The sequence below is a fragment of the Nocardiopsis kunsanensis DSM 44524 genome (assembly GCF_000340965.1).
GTDB lineage: Bacteria > Actinomycetota > Actinomycetes > Streptosporangiales > Streptosporangiaceae > Nocardiopsis > Nocardiopsis kunsanensis.
In genome coordinates this window covers 1-12,641 of sequence record NZ_ANAY01000009.1, presented here as the reverse complement: position 1 = coordinate 12,641, position 12,641 = coordinate 1, and the positions used below count along the sequence as shown (strand labels likewise).

11 protein-coding genes are annotated in these 12,641 nt (G+C 72.1%); 8 read left to right on the top strand and 3 right to left on the bottom strand.

The window, feature by feature from the left end; genetic code table 11:
• Positions 1-106: 106 nt before the first annotated feature.
• The 4 genes from D456_RS0107365 (at position 107) to pdxA (ending at position 5,878) form a co-directional block, all read left to right on the top strand.
• Entirely contained in the window at positions 107-2,419 is a 2,313-nt protein-coding gene (locus D456_RS0107365) for a HelD family protein (RefSeq protein WP_017575526.1), read from the top strand.
• Positions 2,420-2,619: 200 nt separating this feature from the next.
• Positions 2,620-3,654: a 2-keto-3-deoxygluconate permease gene (locus D456_RS0107360; protein ID WP_017575525.1), complete on the top strand. Its 1,035-nt coding sequence runs from the start codon at positions 2,620-2,622 to the stop codon at positions 3,652-3,654.
• Positions 3,651-4,841, top strand: coding sequence for a four-carbon acid sugar kinase family protein (locus D456_RS0107355; RefSeq protein WP_017575524.1), 1,191 nt, complete (start codon positions 3,651-3,653; stop codon positions 4,839-4,841). Before D456_RS0107360 ends, D456_RS0107355 begins: the two co-directional genes overlap by 4 nt.
• On the top strand, positions 4,838-5,878 hold the full coding sequence (gene pdxA, locus D456_RS0107350) for a 4-hydroxythreonine-4-phosphate dehydrogenase PdxA (protein WP_017575523.1): 1,041 nt from the start codon (positions 4,838-4,840) through the stop codon (positions 5,876-5,878). Before D456_RS0107355 ends, pdxA begins: the two co-directional genes overlap by 4 nt.
• A gap of 139 nt (positions 5,879-6,017) precedes the next feature.
• On the opposite strand, the gene D456_RS0107345 is transcribed toward pdxA, so the two are convergent.
• Positions 6,018-6,746: a MerR family transcriptional regulator gene (locus tag D456_RS0107345; protein ID WP_017575522.1), complete on the bottom strand. Its 729-nt coding sequence runs from the start codon at positions 6,744-6,746 to the stop codon at positions 6,018-6,020.
• A gap of 186 nt (positions 6,747-6,932) precedes the next feature.
• On the opposite strand from D456_RS0107345, the gene D456_RS0107340 reads away from it, so the two are divergent.
• Positions 6,933-7,853: a GntR family transcriptional regulator gene (locus tag D456_RS0107340; RefSeq protein WP_017575521.1), complete on the top strand. Its 921-nt coding sequence runs from the start codon at positions 6,933-6,935 to the stop codon at positions 7,851-7,853.
• A gap of 5 nt (positions 7,854-7,858) precedes the next feature.
• Here D456_RS0107340 and D456_RS0107335 read toward each other — a convergent pair whose 3' ends face one another.
• Both D456_RS0107335 and D456_RS0107330 read right to left on the bottom strand, forming a co-directional pair.
• Positions 7,859-8,548 (bottom strand): DUF1028 domain-containing protein, encoded by a 690-nt coding sequence (locus D456_RS0107335; RefSeq protein ID WP_017575520.1) that lies wholly within the window; start codon positions 8,546-8,548, stop codon positions 7,859-7,861.
• 40 nt (positions 8,549-8,588) lie between these two features.
• Complete coding sequence (locus D456_RS0107330) at positions 8,589-8,957, bottom strand: cupin domain-containing protein (RefSeq protein ID WP_017575519.1); 369 nt, start codon at positions 8,955-8,957, stop codon at positions 8,589-8,591.
• 207 nt (positions 8,958-9,164) lie between these two features.
• Here D456_RS0107330 and D456_RS0107325 point away from each other — a divergent pair, with 207 nt between their 5' ends.
• From D456_RS0107325 to D456_RS0107315, 3 genes are all read left to right on the top strand, one after another.
• Positions 9,165-10,442, top strand: a complete 1,278-nt coding sequence (locus D456_RS0107325) for a cation:proton antiporter (RefSeq protein ID WP_017575518.1) — start codon at positions 9,165-9,167, stop codon at positions 10,440-10,442.
• A 264-nt stretch (positions 10,443-10,706) separates the two neighbouring features.
• Positions 10,707-11,819 carry a hypothetical protein gene (locus D456_RS0107320; protein ID WP_017575517.1) on the top strand — a complete coding sequence of 371 codons (1,113 nt, stop codon included), beginning with the start codon at positions 10,707-10,709 and terminating at the stop codon, positions 11,817-11,819.
• A gap of 517 nt (positions 11,820-12,336) precedes the next feature.
• Positions 12,337-12,641: helix-turn-helix domain-containing protein (locus tag D456_RS0107315; protein WP_017575516.1), on the top strand; the 305-nt coding region annotated here is incomplete at its 3' end.

The following is a 12,641-nucleotide window of genomic DNA, read 5'->3' as shown; positions in this document are numbered from 1 at the left end:
AACACGGACCTGAAGACACGAAAAAGGAACTCCGTGCTAGAATGCGGAGCTCTTCAGCTCAGAAGAGTTAATTTCACACCTATTCCATGGTCAGGATATCACGCTCATGAACCACGGTCAATCAGAGACGGAGAGCACCGCCGGCGCTTCCGCGGAACGCACGGCCCTGGCCACCGAACAGGCCCGGGTCGACCGGATGTACGAGCGCCTGGACGAACTGCGGGAGAACACCGAAGGCCGGCTCGCGGAGGCCCACGCCCAGGACCGCACCGGCTACGCGGCGCTGGAGGAGCGCGAGACCCGTGCCTTCGAGCACGCCCGGCGCCGTGCCCAGCTCGGTTCGGTCGAGGAAGGGCTGTGCTTCGGCCGCATCGACCTGGCCCTCCCCGGCGACGAGGAGGCCGAGGCCCGCTACGTGGGCCGCATCGGTCTGCGCGACCGCGAGTACGAGACGATCCTGGTGGACTGGCGCGCACCGGCCGCGCGCCCCTTCTACGCGGCGACCCCGTTCGACACCCAGGGCGTCACCCGCCGCCGCAGCCTGCGGGTGCGGCGGCGCCGGGTGGTGGGCCTGGACGACGACGTGCTCGACCCCGAACGCCTCTCGGAGTCCGACCGCTCCGGGCTGGTGGGCGAGGCCGCCCTGCTGGACTCGTTGCAGCGCGGGCGCACCGGACGCATGGGCGACATCGTGGCGACCATCCAGGCCGAACAGGACCGGGTCATCCGCGCCCCGTTGTCGGGGATCATGGTGGTCCAGGGCGGCCCGGGCACCGGCAAGACCGTGGCGGCCCTGCACCGTGCCGCCTACCTGCTCTACACCCACCGCAGGGTCCTGGAACGGCGCGGTGTGCTGGTGCTGGGGCCCAACCCGGCGTTCCTGCGCTACATCGGTGACGTCCTGCCCGCCCTGGGCGAGAGCGAGGCGGTCATGCGCACCCTCGGCGAGCTCGTGCCCGGGGTGAGCGCCACCGGACACGAGGACCACGAACGCGCCCGGGTCAAGGGGTCGGCACGGATGGTCGACCTGGTGCGGGAGGCGGTCCGGGACCGTCAGCGCACCCCGGAGCAGGCCTTCGGCACCGAGGACCTGCACGTGGCCACCGATGCCGGGACGGTGACCGTTCCCGGTTCCACCTGCGCACACGTGCTGGAGACCGCGCGCGGCCTGGGCCTGGCGCACAACGTCGCCCGCAAGTACGTGGTCACCACCCTGCTGCAGGAACTGGCCCGGGCCGAGTCGCGCCTGCTCGAGCGGCCGTTGGACGAGCAGGACCTGCCTTTCCTGGCCGAGCGGCTCTGGTTCGAGGACCCGGTCCACGCGGCGTTGGAGGCCCTGTGGCCGTACCTGACGGCGCAGCAGCTGCTCGAGGAGCTCTGGAGCACTGCCGGGACGCTGGAGCGTGTGGGCGAACGCGCCGGGCTGCCGGTGCACGAGCGGGTCCTGTTGGCCCGGAGGCCCGGTGCTCCGTGGACGGTCGAGGACGTCCCCCTGCTGGACGAGGCCGCCGAACTCCTGGGGGAGGACAACAGCGCCGAGCAGGCGGCCCGGCGGCGCAGGCGTGCCGAACAGGAGGAAGAGGTGCGCTACGCACGCGGCGCCCTCGAGCTCACCGGGATGCACGAGGACAACCGGATCGAGGTCGCCGACTTCGCCGAGTTCCACCACGGCGGCGGCCCCGGACGCACCACCGCCGAACGGGCCGGGGCCGACCGTGAGTGGGCCTACGGGCACGCCGTGGTCGACGAGGCCCAGGAACTGTCCGCCATGGGCTGGCGCGCCGTCGTGCGCCGGGTGCCGACCCGGTCGTTGACGGTGGTGGGCGATCTGGCCCAGACCGGCGGCGCGGGCGGAGCGGGGTCCTGGACCCGGGCTCTGGAACACCACGCCCCGGGCAAGGTGCACGTGGAGCACCTGCGCGTCAATTACCGCACCCCCGCTCCGATCATGGCGGTGGCCGCGGACGTCCTGGCCCGGGCCGAGCCCGGGCAGGAACCGCCCGAGTCGGTGCGTACCGAGGGCGATGCCCCGCGCGCCGTCGCACTGGAGGATTCCTGGGAGGAGGACCTGCCGGGGTTGGTCGCGGAGGAGCTCGCCGCGATCGGTGAGGGGCGTCTGGCACTGATCACCGCGGACCGCCTGGTCGAAGGGGTCGCCGAGGCCGTTCCCGGGGCGGCTCGTCCGGGGCCCGGGCGCGACGCTCTGTCCCATGAGGTGGTGGCGCTGACCGCGACCGAGGCCAAGGGGCTGGAGTTCGACTCGGTGCTCGTGGTCGATCCGGGGGCGGTACTGGAGCAGCCGCGCGGGGCCAACGACCTGTACGTGGGGCTCACCCGTGCCACTCGGCGCCTGACGGTGGCGCACCCGGGTGAGTTGCCCCCGGTGTTGGACCGGTTGCGGGAGGCGGCCGGGCACTGATCCACGTCCGGACCGGTGCGTGCGGGAGGCCCGCGCGCGAGCCTCCCGCACGCTCCCCCGGGGTCGGGGACCGGCCCTGGCCTGTGAACTTCTGTGCATGTACGTTGGCAGAGCACGTCTCTGTACGTACAATCTGTACGGACAATATGCGTCACGCCCCGGGAACAGCCACGCCCGGGGACTCCTGCGAACGGACACTCATGCGCGACAACCACGGGTCACCGGTCCCGCTCTTCCACTGGATGAACAAGATCCCCGGCGGGGCGATGCTCATCCCCCTGGTCCTGGGCTCGGTCATCGGCACCTTCGCCCCGGCCGCCCTCGACATCGGCAGCTTCACCACCGCGCTGTTCAAGGACAGCGCCATGCCGCTCATCGCACTGCTGATCTTCGCCACCGGGACCCAGGTCAGTCTGCGTACCAGCGGGCCCGTCCTGGCCACCACCGGTGTGGTCCTGCTCGGCAAGAGCCTGCTGCCCGGCCTGCTCATCATCGCCCTGGCCGCGCTCACCGGGCCCGAGGGTGTGCTGGGCATCTCCGTGCTGGCGATGCTGGCCGCCGCCACCAACGCCAACGGCGGACTGTGGCTGGCCATCACCGGCCAGTACGGGCGTGCCCAGGACCGCGGCGCCTACATCGCCGGCGCCGTCAACGACGGCCCCTTCTTCGCCCTGCTGTTCATCGGCGCCTCCGGGCTGGGGCAGATCCCCTTCGTGACCCTGCTCGCCGCGATCGTGCCGTTCCTGCTCGGGGTCCTGATCGGCAACATCGACCACCAGTGGAGAGACGCCCTCAAGCCGGTGCCCTCCATCGTGATCCCGTTCTTCGCGTTCGCGCTCGGCACCGGCATCAACCTCGCCGACGTCGCCCAGGGCGGCCTGACCGGCATCCTCCTCGGTGTGGTCATCACCCTGGTCACCGGCGGGTTCGTCTACCTCGGTTACCGCTTCCTGCTGCGCCGCGGCAAGGAGTCCGGCCTCGGCTTCGGCGCCGGCACCGCCTCGGGCAACGCCGTGGCCACCCCCGCCATCGTCGCCGCCGCCGACCCCTCCTTCACCTCCTACGTCGGCACCGCCACCTCTCAGGTCGCGGCCAGCGTCCTGATCACGGCGCTGCTGGCCCCGCTGGTCACCACGTGGGTACTGCGCCGCGCCGGGGCCCAGCCGGCTCAGTCCGAGAAGGCGGAAGAGGGCACGGCCGAGACCGAGAGCAACACCGAGGAGGAGCGCTCATGAGCGGCCCGCACATCGCCGTGGTCGCCGACGACCTGACCGGGGCGGGCGACACCGCCGTCCAGTTCGTGCGCGCCGGGTGGCGGACCGAGCTCCAGCTCACGACCGCCGAGACCGTCGCCGAGGTCGTCTCCGTGACCACCGACTCGCGTGCCCTGCCCGCCGACGAGGCCGCTCGTGCCGCCGGCGAGGCCGTGCGGGACCTACGTGCCGCCGGGGCCGACCTGCTCTACAAGAAGGTCGACTCCACCCTGCGCGGGCCCATCCGCGCCGAGATCGACGGTGTCCTGAAGGGGTGGGGCCCCCGCGCGGTCGCCGTGGTCTGCCCGGCCTTCCCCGCCAACGGCCGCACCGTCCGCGACGGGGTCCTACTGGTCAACGGGACCGAGGTGCACCGCACCGCCGCGGGCCAGGACCCGGTCACCCCGGTCACCGAGAGCCGTGTGGCCGAGCTGCTGGACGCCGAGCACGTGCGCCTGACCGGTACCGATGCCGTACGGAACGCCGAGCTCCTTCGCGGGGCCGGGCCCGTCGCGGTCGTGGACGCCGAGACCGAGGCCGATCTGGAGCGTGTGGCCGCCGCCGTTGCCGCCCTGGGCCCGGACGCGGTACCCGTGGGTTCGGCCGGGCTCGCCGCCCGGCTCGCCCACGCCTGGGCGCCCCAGCAGCCGCACGGTCCCTCCCTGGTGGTGGTCACCTCGCTGCACAGCAGCACCCGCGAGCAGGTCGCACGTCTGGCCGCCGAGCCCGGAACCCGCGTGGAACGGCCCGGCGCGGCCGACCTCGCGGACGAGGAGGCCTGGCAGTCCTGGAGCCGTACCGTCCTGGACCGCTTCGATCCGCAAGCGCCGCACCTGGCCCTGGTGGCCCCCGAGGACCGCGACGGGGCCCTGTCCCCCACGGACGTGGCCCGCCGCCTCGGCGGCCTGGCCGCACGTATCGCCGAGGAACACGCACTCTCCGGGCTGGTCGTCACCGGCGGGGACGGGGCCCGGGCCCTGACCACCCAGCTGCGGGCCCGCGCGATCGCCCTCACCGGCGAGGTCGCACCCGGCATCCCGATCGGCACCGTCTCCGGCGGGCCCCAGCACGGGCTCGCCATCGTCACCAAGGCGGGGGGCTTCGGCTCTCCCACCGCACTCCTGGACGCCGCCGACACCGTCCAGCACACGAAAGGCCAGCACACATGAGCCGTCCCACCGAACGCCCCACACTCGCCGTCACCCTCGGGGACGTGGCCGGTATCGGACCGGAGATCACCGCCAAGTCCCTGCTCAACCACCCCGAGGTGCGCGAGTACGCCCGGCCCGTCGTCGTCGGTGACGCCGACGCCCTGCGCCGGGCCGTGACCGCGATCGGCGCCGACCCGGCCGCCGTCAACCCGGTACGCAGCCCCGAGGAGGCCGCCGACGACCCCGGGATCATCGACATCGTCCAGACCGGGCCCTCCCTGGGGCACGTGGCCCCGGGCGAGCTCGACGCCGATGCCGGCGACGGGGCTGCGCGTTTTGTCATCGAGGCGGTCGACCTGGCCAAGCGCGGCCTGGTCGAGGGGATCGTCACCCCGCCGCTGAACAAGGCCGCCATGCACATGGGCGGCCACCCCTGGCCCGGGCACACCGAGCTGCTCGCCCACGAGTTCGGGGTGAGCGACTACAGCCTCGTGCTCTCCGCCGGTGAGCTGTCCTTCTTCCACCTGACCACTCACGTGTCGCTGCGTCAGGCCATCGGGGACGTCACCCAGGAGCGGACCTTGGAGGTCCTGCGCCTGATGAGCGCCTTCGCCAAGGCCCAGGGCGATGCGGACGAACCCATCGGTGTGGCCGGTCTCAACCCGCACGCCGGGGAGAACCGCCTGTTCGGTGACGAGGACGCCGACATCCTGGAGCCCGCGATCGAGCGGGCCCGCGCCGAGGGCATCAACGCCCACGGCCCGCTGCCCGCCGACGCACTCATTCCTGCCGCCGTCAACGGCAAGTGGAAGCTGGTCGCAGTCTGCTACCACGACCAGGGCCACGCGCCCTTCAAGGCGGTCTACGGCGACGACGGCGTCAACATCACCGCCGGCCTGCCCGTCGTGCGGGTCTCCGTGGACCACGGGACCGCTTTCGACATCGCCGGCAGGGGCATCGCCCGCGAGGCGAGCCTGGTCCTGGCGATGCGCCGCGCCGCAGAGCTGGCCCCCGGTTGGGGCCACGTGTGGCAGGCCACCCGCTCCGGTTCCTGATCGGGGCCGGGGAGGGCAGCGGGCGCTGCGTCTGGGCGGACACCAGCGCCCGCGCCTGCCCTCCTTCCGGCCCGTCGGGCTGTGCGGGCCACCGTTGGAACCCGAGCCCGTTCAGGTGCGCGCCCGGCGGAGCACCTGCTCAGGAATGTGCCTGCTGGGCGCGGGTGATGAAAGCGATCGCCTCCTGTGAGGGCCCGCCGTGAGCCCGGACCTCCTCGGCGTTGTCCTCGCGCATCCGGTACAGGGAGTCGCGCATGTCGGCGTCCCCCCGGTGGAAGCCGTGCAGGAGTCCGGCCCAGCGCCGCGCCAGATCGGCGGCCTCCGCGGAGGCCGGGTCGGTGCCGGCGGCAATGGCGGACTCCACGTCCGACAGGAGCGCCGGCCAGGCGTCGATGACGTCGGTGACGGCGTCGCCGTGCGTGGCCCGGCGCTGCTCCAGCTCCGCGATCTGTTCCGGTGTGAAATAGGCGTTGAAGGTCTCGTTCACGGTGGTCATCCCTTCGATGAGTTCCAGCAGCGCGGGGGCGTCCAACCCGGTTCCGGCGCGGGCCGTGGCGACCAGGGCGGTGAGTGTGCCGCGCAGGTCGTGCAGGGCCCGCAGGCGGTGCTCCACCTGGACGAGTTGTTCGGCGAGCAGATCGCCCAAGGACGGGACCGTGGCCGCGTCGGACGGAGCGGCATCGAGCAGTTCGCGGATGCGTTCCAAGGACAGGCCCAGCTCACGCAGGGCGAGCACCTGGTAGAGGCGCTCCACTTCCTCCGTGCCGTAGAGACGGTGACCCGCACTGTTGCGCCGGGCGGGCAGCACCAGCCCGATCTGCTCGTAGTGGTGCAGTGTGCGCACTGTCAGCCCGGTCCGGCGGGCCAATTCGCCTACCTTCCAAGCCTGACCGCCCGGGCCTGCGGCGCCGCCCATGTCCGCCCCTCCTCGTCGCTGCTGCGCCGCTCGTTGCGGCACTGGACGAGCACGTTATTTCCTGACGTCGCGTGAGGTGCAAGGCCAGGGCATGCCGCAGGGGCAGTAGGGCCCCTGGCCCGCGCCAGGAGCCCTAAAATGTCGCGCATGACTGTCGACCGCTCCGAGACCCGCCCCCTGCACGCCCAGGTGGCCGACGCCCTTCGCGCGGAGATCCGGGACCGGTCGATACCCCCGGGCGAGACCCTGCCCAGTGAGGCGGTCCTGTGTGAGCGTTACGGGGTCTCGCGCAGCGTGGTCCGCCAGGCCCTGGGCACCCTCATCGACGAGGGCACGGTGCACCGTGCGCGCGGGCGCGCCCCCGTGGCGGCCGCTGCGACCGAGCACCACCGGTTGGTGCAGCGGGTCACCGGTCTGCACGACCAGTTCTCCTCCGAAGGTCTGCACCTGTCCACCACGGTGGTCTCGTTGGAGCACGTGCGTACCGCCCCGCCGGCCGCCACCCGCCATCTGGGCACGGACGACCTGCTGCGTCTGGAGCGCCGGCGTTCGGTCGGCGAGGGGCCCCTCTCGCACGTGCGTACCTGGCTGCCCCGTGAGCGGTTCGCCGGATTGTCCGGGCGGATGTTGGACGATGCCTCCCTGCACCGGGTCATGCGCGATTCCTTCGGGGCCCGTCCCACGAGCGGCCGGCGCCAGATCCGTGCGGTACCGGCCGATCCGCGTATCGCCCGCGACCTCGGCGTTCCCGCCCAGTCGCCGCTGTTGTTGCTGGAGGGGGGCACCTTCGACCGGGACGGGTCCCCCCTGGAGTGGTTCGAGAGCTGGCACCGCTCCGACCGTGTGGTCTTCGACATCGAGGCCCAGGAGGGCGTGGACCGGGTCAGCCTCGCTCCCCCGTCGGGTGAGGGCTCTTGCGCTCCTGTCCCCGGCACTGCGTCCGGCCCTGCGCCCGCTCCACCGGAAGGCGAGCGTTCCGGTGACCGGGGTCTGGAACGCGCGTGGGACCTGGTGGAGGAGCTACGGACCGAACTGGCCCACCTGCGCCGGCGGGGCTGAGCCCCTCAGTCGCCCAGTCCCAGCAGCCGTTCGAAGGACCCTCCCGGGCGCGCACGGGTGGGCAGGGCCTTCGCGAACGGCAGGAGTTCTTCCTGTGCGACTCCGTGCACCCGGCGCAGTTCGGCCACCGGGTCGGGGTGCTCGTCCACCCTCAGGTCCAGGTAGGGGTAGGGGTTGCCGGTGTGCACGTACAGTGCGGCGCTCTGCCTGCCCCTCCGGTCGCCCCCGGCCTGCTGTCCTGCTTCCAGTGCGCTCAGCAGGCGTTCGTCCATGGGGGCCTCCGCCGTCTCCTCGAACCGGGCGGCCATCGCGTCGAGCGTCTCGGCGCCGGTGAGGATGTTGCCGGCCGCGGCGTAGCCCCGGCCCAGCCGGTGGCCGCTCCACGGGTGGGTCTGCTCCCCGGTGTGGGCGGCCGCCCTGCCTTCGGTGTCGACCAGGACGACCTGGCGCGAGTCCGCGTCCGGGTCGGTGGCCAGGACCTGCTCCAGCACGTCCTCGGCGGGTCCGGACCGCAACAGTTCCAGGGCGTCGGTACCCAGCAAGGGGTTGATCAGCGCCTGGGTGGCCACGGCCCCGGCCTCCGCGTGGGCGAACACGGTGAACGCGCCGATCGCCGGCATCCGGCTGCTGATGGCGATGCCGCACGTGCCCGTGGCGGGGTCATGGGCCACGAGCGTGAAGGTCCCTGCGTACAACCGGCCTCACTTTCGGTTCGGAGCGTGGGCCGGCCCGGGCTCACTGTCCGTACTCGCCCGGTCCTCGATGGACCGGGTGGAGCAGGTGGATGAGGATGCGGGCCGAGCCCCCGACCGGGGTGACGGCGTGCGGGACCCCGGCGGCGACGTGGACGATACCACCGGCCCCCAGGTCGTGGCCCCCGTCCTCGATGTCGAAACGCACGCGGCCCTCGAGCACCTGGACCACGATCGGTGAGGGGGCGCGGTGTTCGGTCATCTCCGCGTCCAGTACCAGGTGCATGATGCGCACGTCCTGCCCGGAGTACAGGCGTTCGGGGCTCACCCGGCCCTCCTGGCCCGGGTTACTCTCCTGCAGCTGTTCGACGCCGGTGCTGATGAGGCTGAACTGGGGGTTCTCGTGCGCCATGGCGGTTCTCCCTGTGCTCTGCTCGGCTCGGCTCCCGTCGAGCTTTTCACGGCGTTCCGGCGCGGAGCGCCCACCCCCGCCTTGGCGCGCCCGCGAGCGTCGTCTGGCTCGTCCGCCTTCGTACTGACACGATCGGTCCCATCGCCGGGACCGCACTGCGCACCGGCCCGAGGGATCCCCCGTCCCACGAGAGGGAGGCCGAACCCGTTGACCGTTGTCCTGGCGATCTCGGTGCTGCTCTTGGGTTATGCGCTCATCTCCGGGTGGACCCGGGGCGCCTGGTTGACGGCCCCGATGGTCTTCGTCACCGGCGGCCTGGTGCTGGGCCCGGCCGGGACCGGGGTCCTGGACGGTACGGTGCCCGGCCAGGTGGTGCGGGTGCTGACCGAGGCCACCCTCGTGCTGGTGCTCTTCAGCGACGCCGTCCGTATCGACTTGGGTGCTCTGCGCCGGGACTACCACCTGCCGATCCGGCTGCTGGGTGTGGGCCTGCCGCTCGGAGCGGCCCTGGGGGCTCTGCTGGCGTTCGGCCTCCTGCCCTCCCTCGGGGCGCTCGGGGCGGTGCTGCTCTCGGCGGTGCTGATCCCCACCGATGCCGCCCTGGGTGAGTCCGTGGTCGCCGACGAGCGTCTGCCGGGGCGGATCCGGCAGGGCCTGAACGTGGAGAGCGGCCTCAACGGCGGCCTCGTCCTACCGGTGGTGGTGGTCCTGTCCGCGATGGTAGGCAACCTGGAGGATGCGGCCGAGTCGGTCCCGGACTGGGCGCTCATGACCGGGCAGGAGGTCGCTCTGGGGCTGCTGATGGGGGTGGCCGCCGGTGCTCTGGGCGGCCGGGCGCTGCTCCTGGCCGACCGCGCCGGATGGATCAACTCGACCTATCGGCGCCTGTTCCCCCTGGCGTTGGCCGCCGTGGCCTACACCTCGGCCGAGGCGGTGCAGGGCAACGGTCTGTTGTCCGCGTTCGCTGCCGGGCTCCTGTTCGGTATGGCCGCCCGCAGCGACCGCGAGTTCGTGCACCAGTTCACCGAACACGAGGGTGAGCTGGTCAGTATGCTCACTTTCCTGCTCTTCGGCGCGTTGGTCATCGGCCCCCGGCTCGGCGACGTCGATCCGCAGGTCGTGCTGTACGCACTGCTGAACCTTGTGGTGGTGCGTCCGCTGGCGGTGGCCGTGGCCACGCTCGGTATCCGGTTTCGCCTGGAGACGGTGCTCTTCCTGGGCTGGTTCGGGCCGCGCGGGCTGGCCTCGATCGTGTTCGCGCTGATGGTGGTCGAGCAGGTCGGCACCGCGACCAGCGACCGGATCCTGGTGGCCGTCGGTGTGACCGTGCTGATCAGCGTGTACGCGCACGGCATCACCGACATGCCTTGGACGCGTGCTTTCGCCCGCCGGTCGCAGGAGCTGCCCTCCTCCGCGCCCGAGAACACGGAGGTGGCCGAGCATCCGCGCCGCTGGCACAACCCGCACCGTCCCCGGGAGCGCTAGGGACCGGAGGTCTCCGGATCCGGATGCCGGGGTTCCGTGTGCCCAGGAGAGCACGCAGACGGGCCGGCCGTCTCGGCCACGGGTCCTCCCGCTGCGTTCCCACCTCCGGCAGAGGGCCCCGCCTCTCCGGGCCCCGGCCCAACAGGGCCACCCGGGGAACACGGTCCGGGCCCATGCGTGACCACAAGCGGACAATCGGCCACAGAAGCACTCCGGAGGGGAAGACCTTCCGTACGCCCCCGGAGTGACCGACGAGGTGAAGCGGTGCCGCCCTCCCCCGCCCCACAGCCGCGTTCGTCCGAGCCCCTCGCCCGTGTCCAGGACCGTGTCCTGCTCCACCTGCGCCGGAGCACGCTCACCCTCCTGGAGCATGTGCCCGCGAACGCCGCGGGTGCTGTTCTGCCCGCAGGGGAGGTACCGCTGCAGCACCGCCGGACCGTGGGGTCCGGGCGTCCCGCCCCTCTGGTGCTGGACCCGGCGCGTTACCGCACGGACACGGCCACGCCGCAGGCCCCGTTCCGTTTCCCCCCGGCGAACCTGTGCAACCCCGACGGCGACCCCGGCCGGGCCTTGAAGCAGCTGGACCGGTGCCCCAGCCCCTTCGATGCGCTTCTGACCCCGACCGGGCTCCTGGCCAGTGACAGGACCGGGATCCAGGCACTGTTGGAGGCGGTGCGCCTGGTGCAGGGGCTCCGCACGCGCCGTCTGGTGCTCGCCCTCCCCCTGGGGCCGGGATGGTTGACGAGGACGGGCACGCAGGTCCTGGCAGCGCTGTTGGCTCCTGTCAGCCTCCCCAAGGCCTTGGTCCTGGACGGCGAACACGGTCCGGTGGGCTCGGTCGAGGAGCTGCGGGCGCTGCGCTGCGTGCTCACCGAACTCCCGGGTACCGCCGTGCTCGGCGCCACCGGCCTGACGGCGCTCGATGCCCTGGCCCACGGTGCTCCCTTCGTCTCCGTCGACGCGGCGCCGCGGTCCGAGGGCCCGTCCCCGCCCGGGGTCCTGCACCACCGCCTGCTGACCTACCTGGCCGGCCCGGCGGCGACCGCGCACCTGCAGGGGCTGGGCCGGTGCTGCTGCGAGCCCTGCCTGCAATGGGGTGAGGAGCGCGCACACGGGCGGGTCGGGAGGCCCTACGCCGTGCTCGGGCAGGACGGCAACGCCGAGGCCGCACATGCGCACAACCTCACCGTCGTGTCGGACCTGGCCCGCAAGCTGACCCGGGGAGCCGTGCGCGGGGACCGGACGAAGCTCTGGCGGCGCATGTGCACCGACGCGGTCCGGGAGCACGACTGGCACAGGGATGCCGCAGGCCCGGCTCTACCGTCCCTGGGCCCGTCGGAGGAACTGCTCTTCCGGGCCGACCACCCGGCGAGGTGAGGTGTGGGGTGGGGTGGGGTGGAGACAATACGGCCGTCACGAGGGTGCAGGCGTGACGGGTGGTGGAAGCTTCAAGGGTCGTGGAGCCCTACGTTCACCGCGGTGGCACGTGAGGACCTGTTCCTGCATGGACCAGGGACATCACGGGCGAGGTGTCAACTCAGAGGTCGGGGCCATACGGCCGCCCATGCTCGAAGTGTGGGGGCGAGCGCGGCCTCGGCGGTAGCGCCGACCTTTCCCGGGCCGGCCGATGATGCGCTGCATCAATCACCACCGCTGGGTGAGCAGGGCGAAGCCGCGCCCACCCAAACAGCGCACACCGCGCTGGAGTTTGTTGGCGGTGCGGTTGTCGAGGGACAGGCGGGTGGGGTCGGTGCGTTCGCGTGAACTGAGCCTTTTTCATCCTGAGTGTGCAGGTCACAGCCGCGTACCGGTCTGACGAAACCTCCCATGACAGCAAGAAGCCCCTGGTAGACGGGTTAACGACCAAGAAAACCTGACACACCAGAGGCTCCACATGCTGTTCTACCGTGCCGCGCTGCCCCTGTCACGCCGGACCCTGAACCTGGCCGCCCGCACCATCCGCGCCCACCGCAAGAACACCGGCTCCCGATGGCGCCGCCTGGCCCCCGCACAACAAGCCCTGCTCGTACTGGTCCACCTCCACAAAGGCGAGACGTTCACCCAGGCCGCAGCCGGTTTCGAAGTGGGCACCACCACCGCCTGGCGCTACGTGCGCGAGCCCACGGCCCTGCTCGCCAAACAGGCACCCACCCTCGAACAGGGCCTACGCCGCGCACGCCGCACAGGGTGGGGATATGC

Coding starts and splice junctions, on each gene's coding strand:
- D456_RS0107365 (WP_017575526.1), top strand. CDS start 107: ATGAACCACGGTCAATCAGAGACGGAGAGCACCGCCGGCGCTTCCGCG.
- D456_RS0107340 (WP_017575521.1), top strand. CDS start 6,933: ATGTCGCGCATGACTGTCGACCGCTCCGAGACCCGCCCCCTGCACGCC.
- pdxA (WP_017575523.1), top strand. CDS start 4,838: ATGAGCCGTCCCACCGAACGCCCCACACTCGCCGTCACCCTCGGGGAC.
- D456_RS0107360 (WP_017575525.1), top strand. CDS start 2,620: ATGCGCGACAACCACGGGTCACCGGTCCCGCTCTTCCACTGGATGAAC.
- D456_RS0107330 (WP_017575519.1), bottom strand. CDS start 8,957: ATGGCGCACGAGAACCCCCAGTTCAGCCTCATCAGCACCGGCGTCGAA.
- D456_RS0107355 (WP_017575524.1), top strand. CDS start 3,651: ATGAGCGGCCCGCACATCGCCGTGGTCGCCGACGACCTGACCGGGGCG.